Here is a 15,954-nt window from a genome sequence, read left to right as displayed (position 1 = left end):
GCATTTTCTATATAAGGTTGAAGAAAAAGAGGAGGAATATTGATTTTTGCTAAATCTATTTCAGGTGAAATATTTAAGATAAAATCAAATCCGCCTTTCACTCTAAGTTGCTCAATCTTAATATAAATATTGAGAATTTCAAGTTCCTCTTTTAATGAAACGATTAACTTAGAGGAATTATTGAGTATCTCCCTAATTAATCTTGAAAATTTTGTAATATAGTCAGAAGCTTTCTCTACATCATTTTGAATTACAAAGTTATTTATGGAGTTTAAAGAATTGAATAGAAAGTGAGGATTCATCTGACTTCGTAAGGCAGTCATCTTCATTTTTTCAAGTTCTTTTGAGTTGATTGCAAGCTGTAATTCTGCTTGTAATCTTCGATCTTCTTCTTTTTTAGAAATATATCCAATAATTAATGCAAAAATGAAACTTTCCAACATAGTTCCAATATAAATAAAGATCAGAGGATCAATATTTACATCCAACATAAAACTTTCTCCAGAAAAGAAATTTATAAATAAAGAAACGTTCGCAAAAACTATATATACAATAGAACCTAAAATGAAATATTGTATTTCTCTTTCTTTGAGAAAATAAAATTTATAATACACTAAAAATGCTGTGGCAGTTAGTAAAACTATTACAAAATAGAATAATTTTACTTGTGTTAGAAAATCTGCATAATGTTCTACTAAAGGAAAAATTGCTCCTAAAATGAATAAAAATTTTGCAATTTTCACTAATGAATTATGTAAAAATTGACTCCGCGATTTTATTTTCATCAAACAAATTGCTAGATAAATATAAAATCCAACCGAAAAAAATTGAATAGAAAAATCAATATAATGATATACTTTTAAGAATGTCTTAGAAGTAAGTACTGCATCAATGAAAAAAAACCATTGTAGACCAACAAAGAGGCTATAATACAAGTATATTTTCTTGTTATTTTGAAAATACACAAGTAGGTGATATAGGAATAGAATGAGAAGTCCTCCTCTTATCCAAGAGAAGAATTCAGAATGAATATCAAAAAGCATTTAATTTAAATCTAACCTTTTAAATAATTCATTTTTCTTGTTTCTACTTACACTAGCCGTCATTCCATTACTCATGATTAATTCTCCACCAAAACCTTTCAGATATTCTTTGACATGACTTAGATTAATCAAATAGGAGTTATGAACTCTGAAAAATTGTGAAAAACTAAACTTTTTTTCTACTTCTTTTAATGTTTTTGATACTAAAATATTTGGACCATTATTTACATAAATAGTTGTGTAACTTTTGTCCGATTTTAGCATTACAACATCATTTTTTTCTAATAGATAAACTTTTCCATCAGCGGAAATATTAATCTTTTCATTCTGTTTATTTAAATTGAAAAGAAAAGATTGTAATTTGTCTTCAATCAAATGATCTTTATCTACTTTTTGGAGTTTTTTGACTTTGTTTACAGCTTCGATTAATTCGTCTTTATCAACGGGTTTTAACAAATAATCAATTGCTGAAACTTTAATTGCTTTTAAAGCAAAGTCACTGTATGCAGTATTAAAAATCAATTGAAATTCACGATAGTCTAACCTTTCCAAAAGGGTAAAACCATCCATTTCCGGCATTTCTATATCGAGAAATACCAAATCGGGTTTTGTTGTATTTATCTGAAGAATGGCGTCTTTAGCTTTATCACATTTGATAATAGAAACATCACCGATATAGCGATTTAGTTTCCATTCTAGGGCTTCTAAAGCGTCCATTTCATCATCTACTATTACAATTTTTAGCATAGCATTAAAAAATTAAGAGAATAAAATATACATGCAAGATACAAATTTTAAGATTTTTTTAACTATTTTCTATTTTAACATTTTTTGAAATTTTATTTCCATATGTGTCTACAATAGTTATTTTGTAAAATCCTGTATCTGGTTGTAAACTAATTTGATGTATCGTTTCTGTCTGCCCTATATATTTATCATTTAAATACCAAAAGAGTGTTGCATTCGATTCTTTATGTGCTGCTTTTAAGATAACTTCCGATTTTTCTCCATTAAAATCTTTTGGAATATAAATAGTTGAAACATCTTTTGGATAAATAAATTCCATGATTTGCTGATTTTCAGAATTACAGTCTATTCTAAATTTTGGCAACGTTTTATAAAAAACATTTTTTTTCTTGTAATAATATTCCATTAAAGGAGGCAATACAAAGTAGTTTTTATGCACAATTTGTGTTAAAGGCTCACAAGAAGAATTTACTTGAAATTGTTCCGTTTTATCTAAATGAACTCTTTTATGATATTTACACGGAAAAGTTTCTAATCCTGCCTTTGGAATAAGTGAAAGTGTTTTTTCATCACAATTCGCAGTTGCTAAATCTCCGCTTTTAGAGCAAAGTTCAATTTCGTGTAAATTATCATAAGGAATAGAAAACCAATCAGAATTTGGCAAAATATCAAAAATTGAGAATAGAATAGGAGCAGCAGCTTTTACACCAACTAATCCAGGACGACCTTCTCCGTCTGCATTTCCGACCCAAACTCCAATAGTATATTTTTTCGTTGTTCCAATTGCCCAAGCATCTCGAAAACCAAAACTAGTTCCTGTTTTCCACGCTACTTTTTCAGCAGAAGTATAATTATTCCAATTTTCAAAACCTTCTGGTCTTTCTACATTATTTAATGCCTTAAAAGTTAAATACATCGCACCTGCATCAAAAATCGGTTTTTCATTTGTTTTCTTTCCAAAATCCACTTTTTTGTTGAAAATATAATTTGGCTCTGAAAATTCTTTTGAAAAATAAGAACTTTCATTTTCTACAAAATGATTTATAGTTCCTGCAAAACCAGCATAAGTTCGAGTTAAATCCCAAAGATTGCTTTCTGCTCCTCCTAAAATTAACGATAAACCATAATGATCTGGATGTTTTTGAATGGTTGTAAAATTTAATTTTTTTAAATCATCATAAAATTTTTGTAATCCATATTTTCGTAAAGAAACCACAGCTGGAATATTCAACGATCGAGCTAAAGCTTCATCCGCAGCAACTGCTCCATCATAATCTTTATGAAAATTACTTGGTTTATAATTTTTATATTGTACAGGAATATCAGCAAGTAAACTTTTTGGTAAAATGCTTCCATCATCTAACATTCCTGCATATAAAATAGGTTTTAAAATACTACCTGTACTTCGAGGTTTTGAAATAATATCAACATCTTTTTGGTGTCTTTTTGTTGTAGGAGAATTTCCAACATATGCTAAAATATTTCGAGTTTCAACATCTAAAACTAAAACAGCAATATTGTAAATTTTGTTCTGAGAAAGTTGATTATAATGTCTTTTTACAATAGAATTAATATTTTTTTGCAACTGAAAATCGATAGTTGTTTTTACTTTTTGTTGCGAATTTGTTTGATGTACTTTTTCAACAAAATGTGGTGAAACTTGTGGCAAACGATGTGTACTTTGTGGAAGTTCTTCTAAAATTGCTAATTCATAAGTAAGTGAATCAATAATTTTTTCTTTGAATAGTTTTTTTAATAAACGATTTCTCTTTTTTAAAAGTCGTTTTTGATTTTTTCCTGGATAAATTAAACTTGGAGCATTTGGTAAAACAGCTAAAGTTGCAGTTTCCGACCAAGAAAGGTTTTCAGGTTTTTGACCAAAATATCGCCAAGCTGCCATATCCAAACCAACTACATTTCCACCATAAGGAGCATAGGAAGTATAAAGTGCTAAAATTTCATCTTTTGAATGACGAAATTCCAATCGTGTGGAAAGAATTAATTCGTATAATTTTTCTAAATATGTCCTTTTTTTTCCTTTTCTATGTAAGCGAATAACCTGTTGTGTAAGTGTACTTCCTCCTCGTTTTGTTTGTCCACTTTTTAAGTTTAAATACAAAGATTTTACAATAGAAATTGGATTAAATCCAGGATGATAATAAAAATAAGCATCTTCAAATTCTAAAATGCAGTGCTTAAATTTTTCTGGAACAGTTTTTCTTTCAGGAAATCGCCATTGTCCGTCTTTGGCAATTTTTGCTCCTAAAAGTTGATTTTCCTTACTAAGAACAACTGTTGCATAAGGAACATCAAATAGTTTTTTTGGTAAAATAAAATAATATATTATTCCTAAAAGAAGAAGTAGGAAATATCTCTTTTTAAGGTATTTTTTTGGGATTTTTTGAATCAATTTTAAAAGGTAATTTGGAAAATATTTTTTAAAAGAAACAGAAGATGTATGAAACATCAAACATCTTCTGTCATTAAATTTATTTTTTATTTCACAACTTCAATCCATTGTCCTTTTGTATGCGTGAAATATTCATTGTCATACATTGCTTCTGCTTGAATTCCTGGTAAATAATATTTTCCAAGATAAGTTGCGTTTAATAGGATTTTGAAAGTTTTCGATTGATTTTTATTCAAATTAAAATAGAAATTTACTCTCTCGTCTCGAATGTCAATATAATCTGCTTTGCTACTTTCAGGATTTTCAAAATCTGTAAAACGTGTGTTTACAATTTCCCATCCAGAAGGAATAATTTCCGTCAAAGCAACATTATCAATAAATTCATTTGTAAGATTTGTAATTGTAAGTTCAGCTGTAAATTCTGTTCCTTGTGAAAGCTGTGAAACTTCAATTTTATTTCCATCCATATTTTGATAAGAAATAGAAATACCAAGATTTCTTTGCTCTACTAATTCATTTCCAAGTGGAAGTTTTCCAGAAGAAACCAGTTGAATATATACTTTATTTCCTTTTAAATCTTTTACTTTTAAAGAATTATTTCCAAGTTTAAAATCAAGATTTCTTTCTGCTAAAGTTTTACTTGATTTTAATACAGATTTTTTACCATTTAATGTGTATTCAACATCCATTGATTTTCCACCATTTTTATTCACCATTTCTGCAATTGCTAATAAACAATAAGCAGTAGTTTGTGTACTCATCCAAGTATCAGAATTCAATCTTTTTGCAATTAATTCAGCTAAAGTTCTTTGGTCATTTGAACCTAAAATAACTTTTGTTTCTAAAGCCATTGCTCTATTTCTGTCCACAGAACCATACGTATAATAATCTCTTCTATTTTCGAAATTAATATTTGCAGATCTCGCAATTTGGTTTGCAGCTTCTTTTTGTCCAGCTAAAGCATAAGCAGCAGCCAAACGCCATTTTGCATTATTTGAAAGATTATTGTATTCACGTAATCTATTCATTGCTCCTAAATCTGGATAACCAGCAAGCGCTAAAGTATATAAACGATATGCTTGTATAAAATCTTTATTGTAACTACTATCAGAAGCTCTCCATTGTTGCGCCATTTTTTTCTGATAACGTAACCAACTGCTCAAGAAAGAAATCGGTAAATTATATCCTTTTTTCTCTGCTTCAATCATGAAATGTCCAGCATAATTTGTTCCCCATTCGTTTGCAGAATTTCCACCTTGCCAATAACTCAATCCACCATTTGGTAATTGGAAATTTCCTAATCGAATAATTCCATTTTTGATATTTTCATCAATTCTATTTTTTGTATTTGAATCTAAATCGAAAATATCTTCCATAAATAATTGTGGGAAAACACTTGAAGTTGTTTGCTCCACACAACCATGAGGATAACGAATTAAATATTCCATTCTTCCTGAAAAATCAATTGAAGGAATTGTCGAAAATTGCACTTTGATTTCATTACTTCCTTCAATTCCAAAAGGTGTAAAATCAATAGAAGTAGTTTGATTTTTCTCTATAGAATAAGAATCGATTTTTGTAGTTATTGGATTTGGATTAAATACAGAAATAGGCGTTTCATAAGTTGCTTTTTTACCATTAGAAGAAGCTAAAACTTGAATATTTTCCATTCCTTCTTTTTCTAAAACTTGTACATCAAAATAAACTACTTTTTCATCTGGTTTACTAAAAGAAATTTGTTTTGATTTTTCTCCTATAATTTTTAATCCATTACTTAATTTTAAAGAAACATTTACATTCTTAATATTTTTTTCCATTGCAAAAACAGTCACTGGAAGTTTCATGTTTTCATCTGGACTTAATTTTCTTGGAATAGAAGCTAACACCATTAAAGGTTTTTTCACAGGAGTTGTTTCTTCTGCACTTCCATAAGCTCCTTTTGAAGTATCACCAGCAACAACCATCGTTCGAACAGAACCGATATAATTTGGCATTTTAATTTTATGAGTTTTTGTTTCTCCAGCTTTTAAAACATAAGGACCTAAAACAATAGAAACGGGTTTGAATCGGTTATTATCTTTTGCATTTTTTCCTTTGTTTAATTCTTCATCTCCACCAACTGCAAATATCTGATCAACGCTTCCATTATAAGCTCCCATCACATCATCATAAATATCCCAAGTTTTTACACCTAAAGCTTCTCTTTTATAAAACTCATTCCATGGATTTGGTGTTTTAAAATTGGTTAAATCCAATAATCCTTCATCTACAACAGCAATTGTATATGTCATTCTTTTTCCATCTTTTTCTTCCACTTTCACTGTGAAATCTTTTTCTGGCATAATTGACTTTGGCATTTCAATTTTTGGATGAAGATGTGTTTTTGGATTTTCAACAGCAATCGGAATTACTCCATACATTCGCATTGGTAAATCATTTTCTGTTACTGCGTGTGGCTGAATTAATGAAATATTAATAAATACATTTGGTGTCATTTCTTCTGTAATATCAAAAGAAGTTGTTGTAGTTCCTTTTTCTGTTTTAACCCATTTTGTCATTAAAACTTTAGAACCATTTTCGATACTTAATAAAGCTCTTCCTTCAGTACTTGAAGGGAAAGTTACTGTAGCAGTTTCTCCAACATCATATGTTTTTTTATCTGAAGAAAATACTAGCATTTTTGCAGATTCTGGATTAGACCCAGAAGGAGATCTCCACCAATTTTTATAGAAATAAACTTTTGTTCCAGTTGCATGTCCACTACTTGGGTCAGAAACTCTAATAAAGTATCTTCCTCCTTTATAATCTGGAATTTTCACATCAAAACTTCCTTTTCCATTTCCGTTCGTAGAAATATTTAATGTTTTATAAGGTCTGTGATATTCACTTCCTACATAATTAGATAAATTTTCATCATTTGAATTCCACCACCAACGCCAGTCAAGTTTATAAATATCTACTTTTAGATTTCTATTTCCTTTAGGTTTTCCATCTTTTGATACACTTACAACATCAAATTCATATGATTTATCAGTTTCATAAGATCCATATTTATTCGGTTCTGGATTTTTTAATCCAACGAACACATTATAAGGTGCAAATTGTTTTGTAGTTACATTTATAGAAAAATCTCCTCCTTTTTCATATGCTTTTGTTAAAAATGAAGCTTTCAACATTCCAGGAGATTGTTCTTCTAAGTCGATATCTTGACTGAAATCTGCATAACCTTCTTCATTTACTTCACCTTCAAAGAAATTAATTTCTCTTGTTTCAAATCTTCTGGCTAAATCATAAAAAGTATAATTTTTATATTCTTTAAAAGCATTTTTAATCGGTTTTAATTTTAAAGAAATATCAGTCTTTAGATTTTTAGCAATTGCTCCATGAAGCCAATGTAATTGTACATCTCCTGAAATAGGTTCATTAACAGATAAAATATTTTCATCAAATACTAAATCAATTTTTAAACGATTTGGTTTAATAGTTTCGATTTTTATTCGCTTCTCAAAACTTGCTCCACCAACATTTACAGTTGCCAACCAATTTCCAGTTTCATCTGTCGTATTCGTTGGAATATCATATCTGTAAAATCCATTTAAACCACTTGTATAAACTTTTTGATAAGTAATTTTTCCATGAGGATCTTGTAATTGCATTTGTACAGGATGATTTGCAGGAAGTGGATTTAATTTATCATCTAAGATAAAATCTAAATGCAATGTATCTCCAGGACGCCAAACACCTCTTTCTCCATAAATAAATCCTTTAATTCCTTTTTTAATTTTCTTACCAGAAACATCAAAATTACTTAGTGAAAGCGAATTTCCATCTGCAAGTTTAATATAACTAATACTGTTTCCTTTTTGAACAGTTGCAAAATAGCCATATGCATTTGGTTTTAAAACAGAAAATCCAAGTTGATCTGTATTTGCTTTTGCAATTTCTTGTTGTTGAAAATTATACATTGTGATTTGCGCATTTTCAATTGGTTCTGTTGTTGTTAAATCAGAAACAATGAAATGACATGTATTATCTTCTCCTTTTTTTACAACAATTCCAATATTAGAAGCAAGTAAATTTGCAATAATGTTTTTTCCTTCATAATAACTGCTGTAATAAGCTTCTTTACAAGGATTTTTTCTGTCTTCCCAACGATAATATTTTTCATTTTTATAACTATAAGCTAAATTATCCCAATATCTTTCTTCTCTTTCATTTTGGTCTAATTCTTCCTGATTATCGCTATGATCATAATTATCATATTCCTCATCATAATATTCCTCTTCGTAATAGTCTACTTCATCAGATTTTTCAATTCCTCCAGCACATTTATATAAAGAATATTCCTTTTTAAAACTTAATTCAATTTGATAAATTGCTCCGATTTCTGTTTCCATTAAATCAGATAAATCAATTGCATATGTTTTCCATTTTCCATCATTTTCAATTGGATTTTTGATTAAAGGAATTGTTTTCTTTAATATTTTACGCCCAACTCTTCTGATATTATAAGAATCTTTATCTCCAAGTTTATTATTTTGTAAAAATTGTAAAACATTGTCTTGGTAAATTTTCACAACTCTTAAATCAACTGCTTTTAAGTTTACAGCTTGAAAATTATATTTTAAATTCTTTGAATCTGGAAGAATAACTCCATTTGTAATACTTCTGATTTCAGGCTTTATTTGTTGAAAAGCGATACTTTCAGTATAAGTTTCTTTAAGTTTATATCCAGTTGTAGATTTAATTCCTTCAAAAATATCGACATCTAAAGTTCCTGATAAACGACTTGAAGAAAATACTTTCAAGACATTTCCATTCACAGAATATTTTAAATTACTAATTCCTTTGATAGAAACTAAACCATTAAAATTTTGTCCTTTTTCTAAAGGATCAGAAAAGTTAATTTCTAAATATTGTTGTGGCGTTTGAACAACATTAACACGAAGAACAGAAAAGTTATTTTTCCCAGGAATTTTTACTTCTTCTTCTCCTTTTTTATCACTTTCAATTACACTTCCATTCCAAGAAACCAAAATATTTGTATCATCTTCTTTTCTTTGAATACTATCAATTTTAAAATTGAAATAGTCATTATTTTGTTCAAAATCTTCCCATTTTATAGAAAGTTTATCTCCAAATTGCGAAGCAGAAAGAATCTGTTTTACTTTTTCTAAAGAAACAACATCGGAAGTTTTGATAACTCCATCTAAATATTGCCAATCAGAATCGTAAGATTGAATCGCATTTGTGTTTACAACAAAATCAGGTTCGATTGTTTTAAATTGAAAAGTATACTTTTTAAATTCCGCAGGAACATCTGTATACAATTTACTCAAATCTACATTGATTGTATATTCTGTATCCGATTTTAAAGTTTCTTTCGGAAGAAAAACCAATCGTTGACTATTTTCAAGAGCTAATTCTCCTTCTACTTTTGGAGAAATCTTGACAATATCTTGAGGAATTTCCGAATTTGCTTCAAAGGTGGAGACAGGTTTTGCCAATTCAATTCGAATTGGTTTTGCCACAGAAACTACACCAGAAGTTGTATATTGAATGTAGTTTTTAAATCGAAACAGATTATCTGTATCTGTTGAACTAGTATTTTTTCCACATTGCGCTAAAAATACCAAAACGCATACCCAGAAGATTTTTTTAATGACTTTCATAAATGTTTGATAGGTAGCAATTTAAAAATTTGTCAAATTTAATAAATTATAACACTTTTATTTTAATTTCTTTCATTAATTTTGAATTAATAATGTATTTTTTTATTAAAAATGCAGAGAATAATTAAGAGAACAATTAAAAGGAGGAATTATGAAGTTTGCAAAGCCATTTAATCTTCAAAAATGGATTGAAGAAAACAGAGATTTGCTAAAGCCACCTGTTGCAAATAAAAATTTGTATCGAGAGTCTGGAGATTATATTGTAATGATTGTTGGTGGTCCAAATGCAAGAAAAGATTATCATTATAATGATACAGAAGAAATTTTTTATCAATTAGAAGGAGATATTAAAGTAATCGCTCAAATTGATGGAGAAAAGCAAGAAATAGAAATCAAAGAAGGAGAAATGTTTTTACTTCCAGCAAAAGTTCCGCATTCGCCAATTCGACCAGCAAATTCTATTGGTTTAGTGATTGAAAAAAAGCGAAATGATGTGAATATTGATGGATTAATTTGGTATTGTGAAAATTGTAATCACAAACTTTTTGAAGAATATTTTCCGTTAACAAATATTGAAAAAGACTTTATTCCAGTTTTTAGAAAATTTTATACGAATAAAAATCTAAGAACATGTGAAAATTGTGGAACAGAAATGAAAGTAGATGAAAGATATATATAATAGGTATAGATTAATTAGTAAAATTTTAATTTTAGCAGTTTTATTTTCTTTGGGAAGTTGTACTTCAAATGATATAAGTTGGAATCCTTTTAAGCCAAATAAGCAAATGAGCGCTGAATTATTAATTGAAAAAGGATTACAAGCAAAAATTCAAATTACGCAAGAATGTTGGTATTCTTTGTTTAAAGAAAATATGCAATTGGCAATTGCTTTTCATACAAAAGATGATTGTCAGATTTCCACTGGACAAGAATTTATTATTACGATTCCAAAAAGTGATTCCAATAAAACTCAAAATACGATTAAAACAGATAGTTTAGAAATTAATAAAATGTTGGAAAGATTTGATGCGAAAATTAGTTCTCCTTTAAAAAAAGAAAAAGACAAGTTTCATCAAATTAAATATACTTTTCAAGCAGAAGATGTTTCTGGAACTAAAATCCCATGGACTTTATTTGATCGACAAAATGATTTAGAACTTCATTCAACGTATAAAGAATAAAAGAATTAAAAGGTTTTCATAAATGGAAACCTTTTTTATTTTTCTTAACTAAGATTACTTTTTGAATTTTATAATTTTAATTTACTAAAAGGAAAGAATTATGAAATTACAGATATTATTAACTTTTTTATGTATTTCTTTTTTAAGTTTTTCACAAACAAAAGAATTAGAAAGTATCACTTATAATGCTAGAACAATTGGAGGCGCTTCAGCTTCTGTTAAAGTTCATATGACGCCAACAAAAACAACTTTTGAAAAAAATGGAATTAGTGAAACTTTTGAAACAGATCCAGTTTTGTGGAAAAAAATTAATCGAGATATTAAAAAAATAAAACTTTCAGATATTCCAAATTTAAAGTCGCCAACAAATCGTAGAGTTTACGGTGGAGCATTAACTGCAACTTTATCTGTTGATGAAGGAGATTTAGAGTATATTTCTTCACAATTTGATGATGGAAATCCTCCAGCATTGATTAAACAAATTGTAAATGATATGATGGTAATTGTTAAAAAAAGGTTATAATTACTTTCTTCCAAAGTCTGCTGGAATTTCTCCCCAAACTTTTGTTTCCCATTTTATAATTTGTGTTGAATAAGTATTGTTTTTAAGCCAATTTTCGGCTCTTTCAATTAATTCAAATAAATGAATATTTCTTGCTGTTCTTTTTAAAGTAGTTTTACAATGCTTTGTTTTCACCCAACCCATTGCAATTTTTGAATCTGTATATAAAGGTAAATTACTGTTTTTACTTTTTAATAAAGCTAAACCATGAACTAAAGCTAAAAATTCACCAACATTATTTGTTCCATCTTCAAATGGTCCTTGAATAAAAATTTGTTTTTTAGTTTTTGTATCAACACCTCGATATTCCATTCTTCCAGGATTCCCACTACAAGCTGCATCAACGGAAAGTGAAGGAACTATAGGTTTTCCAACATTTTTTGGTGTTCCTGAAGATTTTGCCTGAAAATTAGTATAACCTATAGAAAAAGCTTCTTTTGCAGTTTCATAATCTTCAAACGATTTATATTGTGCTCCTTTTACACCATCAATTTGCGCTTTACAGTCGTTCCAATTCGTAAAAACGCCTGTTTTTTTTCCTTTCCAAACAACATAAAATTTTGATTTCGCCATAGATAAAGAAACTTTTTCTTTGAATTTACAGATTATTAACTATTTCTTCAATTACTTTTGGGAAAAAAGCATATTCTAATTCATGAACTTTAGAAGCCACAATTTCTGGAGTGTCTTCTGGAGAAACAGCTACTGATTCTTGAAAAATAATAGCTCCTTCATCATAATTTTCGTTTACATAATGAATTGTAATTCCTGTTTCTTGCTCTTTATTTTCCACCACAGCATTATGAACATTCATTCCATACATTCCTTTTCCACCATATTTAGGTAAAAGCGCAGGATGAATATTAATAATCTTATTTGGAAAAGCAGCGACAATTTCTGGTGAAATTTTAAGTAAAAATCCTGCTAAAATGATTAAATCTGCTTCTTTTTTTAAGAAATCAAGCACATTTTTTCCTTCTGCAAACTCTTGTTTTGTGAAAATTTTAGAAGAAATTTCTAATCTTTTTGCTCTATCTAAGACTTTTGCTTTCGCATTATTCGTTAGAATATAGCTTACTTTTGCATTCGTTTTATCTTTGAAATAATTTGCGATATTTTCCGCATTACTCCCTGAACCTGAGGCTAAAACAATAATTCGCTTCATCGTTTTTGGTTTATTTTTATTGCATAATTAAACAAATTATTAGTAACTTTCGGAGTTTTAAATAAAAAATCTTTATTATTTTTGCCAAATATCATTAAAACGATTTTAAGTCAATAATTTAGAAATTAGATTTTGAATTAAAGAAAGTTTTATATTTTTGCCGAGTAATTAAATTTTAAAAAATAAAAATTATGTCAGACATTGCATCAAGAGTAAAAGCTATTATCGTTGATAAATTAGGAGTTGACGAGAACGAAGTAACAGCAGAAGCTAGCTTCACAAACGATTTAGGAGCTGATTCATTAGATACTGTTGAGTTAATTATGGAATTTGAAAAAGAATTTGATATTCAAATCCCAGATGATCAAGCAGAAAACATTGGAACTGTAGGTCAAGCAATTAGCTATATCGAAGAAGCACAAAAATAAGAATTATATGAAATTAAGACGAGTTGTTGTAACAGGACTTGGTGCGTTGACACCAATAGGAAATAATTTAGAAGAATATTGGAATGGATTAGTAAATGGAGTTAGCGGTGCTGGCCCTATCACTCATTTTGATGCATCAAAGTTTAAAACTCGTTTTGCCTGCGAGCTTAAAGACTTTAAAGTTACTGACTTTATCGACAGAAGAGAAGCTCGTAGAATGGATAAATTTACTCAGTATGCAATGGTTGCTACTGATGAGGCTATCAATAACGCCCAATTGGATGTTGAGTCTTTAGACAAAGATCGAGTGGGCGTTATTTGGGGAGCCGGTATTGGTGGATTGGAAACTTTCCAAAACGAAGTTGAAAACTTTGTGAAAGGTGATGGAACTCCGAAATTTAACCCTTTCTTTATTCCTAAAATGATTGCAGATATCGCTCCAGGTTATATCTCAATCAAGCATGGATTCAGAGGACCGAACTTTACAACTGTTTCTGCATGTGCATCTTCTGCAAATGCATTAATCGATTCATTAAACTATATTCGTTTAGGGTATGCTGATGTAATCGTAACAGGTGGATCTGAGGCAGCAGTGACTGCAGCAGGAATGGGAGGTTTTAATGCAATGCATGCACTTTCGACTAGAAATGATGACCCTCAAACAGCATCTAGACCTTTTGACGCAGAAAGAGATGGATTTGTACTTGGAGAAGGAGCAGGAGCTCTTGTACTTGAAGAATACGAACACGCTGTAGCAAGAGGTGCTAAAATTTATGCTGAAATTGCAGGTGGAGGATTATCTGCAGATGCACACCACATTACTGCACCACATCCAGAAGGATTAGGAGCCAGAAATGTAATGTTAAATTGTTTAAAAGATGCTGGACTTAAGCCAGAAGATGTTGATGCAATCAATATGCATGGTACTTCAACACCACTTGGTGACATTGCAGAATCTAAAGCAATTAAAGATGTTTTCGGTGAGCATGCTTATGACTTAAATATCAATTCTACTAAATCAATGACAGGACACTTATTAGGTGCTGCTGGAGCTATTGAAGCAATTGCTTCTGTAATGGCAATTGAGAAGGGAATTGTACCTCCAACAATCAATCATTTTACAGATGATGAAAGAATAGATCCAAAATTAAATCTAACTTTTAACAAAGCGCAAAAACGTGATGTGAAGGTTGCAATGAGTAACACTTTTGGTTTTGGAGGACACAACGCTTGTGTGTTGTTTAAGAAACTAGACTAATATTTTTTTATTTCAAGAAGATAAAGAATGAAATTCATTCATAAATTAGTAAACTTCAATTCTAAAAAGGATGATAAGTTCTATAATGAACTAAAAAATATTATAGGTTTTAAACCAAAAAGTTTAGATTATTATAGGGTTGCTTTTACGCATCGTTCTGCTAAAAAGGTAGACGAAAAAGGGAATCCAATAAATTACGAAAGACTTGAATTTTTAGGAGATGCTATGCTGGGTGCAGTCATAGCATCTTACTTATATAAAAAAGTTCCTTCTGGAAATGAAGGTTACTTAACACAAATGCGATCTAAAGTTGTAAGTAGAGAGCATTTGAATGAGCTAGGAAAAGAGCTTGAATTGATAAAATTTGTCGAAAGTAGTATCTCTTCTTCTAAATTTGGAGAAAATGTTCATGGAAATATTTTTGAAGCTTTAATCGGAGCAATTTATTTAGATAGAGGATATAAATTTTGTCATAAATTTATCAATAAAAGAGTGATAAAACCACATGTTGACATTCCAAAATTAGAAGGGAAAATTACAAGCTACAAAAGCCTTCTTATCGAATGGTGTCAAAAACAAAAGAAGCAGTTTAAATTTGATGTTTATGAAGACACAGGAAATGATAAATTAAAACATTTCAGTGTGAAACTTTTCGTAGATGAAAAACTGGTTTCTAAAGGTCGAGCTACTTCAAAGAAAAAAGCAGAAGAAATTGCATCAAAGCGTGCATATTATGCTTTTAGAAAACAAATGAAATCAAAATCTAAATAATTTTAACAAGCTGTTAATAAGTATTTTAGCTATATTTATTTGATAACTTTTAAATAAATATGGTGATGAATATGAGAATAGTTTTATTAGTTGTCCTAGCAGTTGTGTTAGGAAGTTGTTCAGCTGTAAAAATTACAGATGATTGGAAATCGGATGATATTGGAACTATAAGAGATGGAAAAACATTGGTTGTAAACATTTCTGATAGATTGCAAGTTCGTACAATTTCTGAGGATAGAATTACAAAAGAATTCAAAAAACATGGAGTAGATGCAGAGCAAAGTTATTTAATCTTCCCTGATTTACATCTTTCAAAAAAAATGAATCCTAAACAAACACAAAGATTCAAAAGAGAGATTGTTCAAAAAGGATTTGATAATGTTGTAATCACACGTTTGGTTGATTTTGAAAAAATGAGAAATCACGTTCCAGGATATACAACAGCAAATTATTATAATGTTTATAATCGATTCGGATATTATTGGGGAACACATGCTTTTGTAGTGCATCATCCAGGATATAATACGGTTTCTAAAACTTATACACTAGAAACAGTTGTATATAATCTAACGCTTCCAGAAGATCAGCAATTGATTTCTGTTACAACTTCAGAAATTACAGATCCTAGTTCTATTACTTCTGTTTCAGAAGATTTTGCACAAAAATTAGTTGCAACAATTTTAGGATTGAATAAAAAATAATATTGAAAATCCATAG

The 15,954-nt window shown here is 29.3% G+C and carries 13 protein-coding genes; 7 read left to right on the top strand and 6 right to left on the bottom strand.

The genetic code is table 11. The annotated features are described in order from the left end of the window. The 4 genes from I1A51_RS04120 to I1A51_RS04105 form a co-directional block, all read right to left on the bottom strand. Positions 1–1,043: sensor histidine kinase (locus I1A51_RS04120; protein WP_196891358.1), on the bottom strand; the 1,043-nt coding region annotated here is incomplete at its 3' end. Further along, a complete protein-coding gene (locus I1A51_RS04115) occupies positions 1,044–1,790 on the bottom strand; it encodes a LytR/AlgR family response regulator transcription factor (RefSeq protein ID WP_196891356.1) in 747 nt (248 codons plus the stop codon). A 58-nt stretch (positions 1,791–1,848) separates the two neighbouring features. Beyond that, positions 1,849–4,200, bottom strand: coding sequence for a penicillin-binding protein 1C (gene pbpC / locus I1A51_RS04110; RefSeq protein WP_317192833.1), 2,352 nt, complete (start codon positions 4,198–4,200; stop codon positions 1,849–1,851). A gap of 86 nt (positions 4,201–4,286) precedes the next feature. Next, positions 4,287–9,872, bottom strand: a complete 5,586-nt coding sequence (locus I1A51_RS04105) for an alpha-2-macroglobulin family protein (protein ID WP_196891353.1) — start codon at positions 9,870–9,872, stop codon at positions 4,287–4,289. Positions 9,873–10,023: 151 nt separating this feature from the next. Between I1A51_RS04105 and I1A51_RS04100 the strand changes: the two genes are divergently transcribed. The 3 genes from I1A51_RS04100 (at position 10,024) to I1A51_RS04090 (ending at position 11,576) form a co-directional block, all read left to right on the top strand. Then, on the top strand, positions 10,024–10,551 hold the full coding sequence (locus I1A51_RS04100; RefSeq protein ID WP_196891351.1) for a 3-hydroxyanthranilate 3,4-dioxygenase: 528 nt from the start codon (positions 10,024–10,026) through the stop codon (positions 10,549–10,551). Next, complete coding sequence (locus I1A51_RS04095) at positions 10,535–11,053, top strand: hypothetical protein (protein ID WP_196891349.1); 519 nt, start codon at positions 10,535–10,537, stop codon at positions 11,051–11,053. Before I1A51_RS04100 ends, I1A51_RS04095 begins: the two co-directional genes overlap by 17 nt. A gap of 100 nt (positions 11,054–11,153) precedes the next feature. Next, positions 11,154–11,576: a hypothetical protein gene (locus I1A51_RS04090; RefSeq protein ID WP_196891348.1), complete on the top strand. Its 423-nt coding sequence runs from the start codon at positions 11,154–11,156 to the stop codon at positions 11,574–11,576. Here the strand turns inward: I1A51_RS04090 and I1A51_RS04085 are convergent, their stop codons facing one another. Together I1A51_RS04085 and purN are read right to left on the bottom strand one after the other, a co-directional pair. Further along, positions 11,577–12,188 (bottom strand): ribonuclease H1 domain-containing protein, encoded by a 612-nt coding sequence (locus tag I1A51_RS04085; protein ID WP_196891346.1) that lies wholly within the window; start codon positions 12,186–12,188, stop codon positions 11,577–11,579. It lies immediately after the preceding gene. A gap of 25 nt (positions 12,189–12,213) precedes the next feature. Further along, on the bottom strand, positions 12,214–12,780 hold the full coding sequence (gene purN, locus I1A51_RS04080) for a phosphoribosylglycinamide formyltransferase (protein WP_196891345.1): 567 nt from the start codon (positions 12,778–12,780) through the stop codon (positions 12,214–12,216). 191 nt (positions 12,781–12,971) lie between these two features. Here purN and I1A51_RS04075 point away from each other — a divergent pair, with 191 nt between their 5' ends. The 4 genes from I1A51_RS04075 (at position 12,972) to I1A51_RS04060 (ending at position 15,938) form a co-directional block, all read left to right on the top strand. After that, a complete protein-coding gene (locus I1A51_RS04075) occupies positions 12,972–13,208 on the top strand; it encodes an acyl carrier protein (RefSeq protein WP_196889123.1) in 237 nt (78 codons plus the stop codon). A 7-nt stretch (positions 13,209–13,215) separates the two neighbouring features. Then, positions 13,216–14,466: a beta-ketoacyl-ACP synthase II gene (gene fabF / locus I1A51_RS04070; RefSeq protein ID WP_196891343.1), complete on the top strand. Its 1,251-nt coding sequence runs from the start codon at positions 13,216–13,218 to the stop codon at positions 14,464–14,466. 27 nt (positions 14,467–14,493) lie between these two features. Beyond that, entirely contained in the window at positions 14,494–15,237 is a 744-nt protein-coding gene (gene rnc / locus I1A51_RS04065; RefSeq protein WP_196891342.1) for a ribonuclease III, read from the top strand. A 65-nt stretch (positions 15,238–15,302) separates the two neighbouring features. Then, on the top strand, positions 15,303–15,938 hold the full coding sequence (locus tag I1A51_RS04060) for a hypothetical protein (protein ID WP_196891340.1): 636 nt from the start codon (positions 15,303–15,305) through the stop codon (positions 15,936–15,938). Positions 15,939–15,954: the final 16 nt, after the last annotated feature.

Origin of the sequence: Aureivirga marina (assembly GCF_015767265.1) — a bacterium.
Lineage (GTDB): Bacteria > Bacteroidota > Bacteroidia > Flavobacteriales > Flavobacteriaceae > Aureivirga > Aureivirga marina.
Note: the sequence above shows the minus strand (reverse complement) of the source record. Positions and strands in the feature narration are given on the sequence as shown.

Bases quoted from the DNA above. Each gene is read 5' to 3' on its own strand.
- I1A51_RS04115 (WP_196891356.1), bottom strand. From the start codon at position 1,790: ATGCTAAAAATTGTAATAGTAGATGATGAAATGGACGCTTTAGAAGCC.
- I1A51_RS04105 (WP_196891353.1), bottom strand. From the start codon at position 9,872: ATGAAAGTCATTAAAAAAATCTTCTGGGTATGCGTTTTGGTATTTTTA.
- I1A51_RS04100 (WP_196891351.1), top strand. From the start codon at position 10,024: ATGAAGTTTGCAAAGCCATTTAATCTTCAAAAATGGATTGAAGAAAAC.
- I1A51_RS04095 (WP_196891349.1), top strand. From the start codon at position 10,535: ATGAAAGATATATATAATAGGTATAGATTAATTAGTAAAATTTTAATT.
- I1A51_RS04090 (WP_196891348.1), top strand. From the start codon at position 11,154: ATGAAATTACAGATATTATTAACTTTTTTATGTATTTCTTTTTTAAGT.
- I1A51_RS04085 (WP_196891346.1), bottom strand. From the start codon at position 12,188: ATGGCGAAATCAAAATTTTATGTTGTTTGGAAAGGAAAAAAAACAGGC.
- purN (WP_196891345.1), bottom strand. From the start codon at position 12,780: ATGAAGCGAATTATTGTTTTAGCCTCAGGTTCAGGGAGTAATGCGGAA.
- I1A51_RS04075 (WP_196889123.1), top strand. From the start codon at position 12,972: ATGTCAGACATTGCATCAAGAGTAAAAGCTATTATCGTTGATAAATTA.
- fabF (WP_196891343.1), top strand. From the start codon at position 13,216: ATGAAATTAAGACGAGTTGTTGTAACAGGACTTGGTGCGTTGACACCA.
- rnc (WP_196891342.1), top strand. From the start codon at position 14,494: ATGAAATTCATTCATAAATTAGTAAACTTCAATTCTAAAAAGGATGAT.
- I1A51_RS04060 (WP_196891340.1), top strand. From the start codon at position 15,303: ATGAATATGAGAATAGTTTTATTAGTTGTCCTAGCAGTTGTGTTAGGA.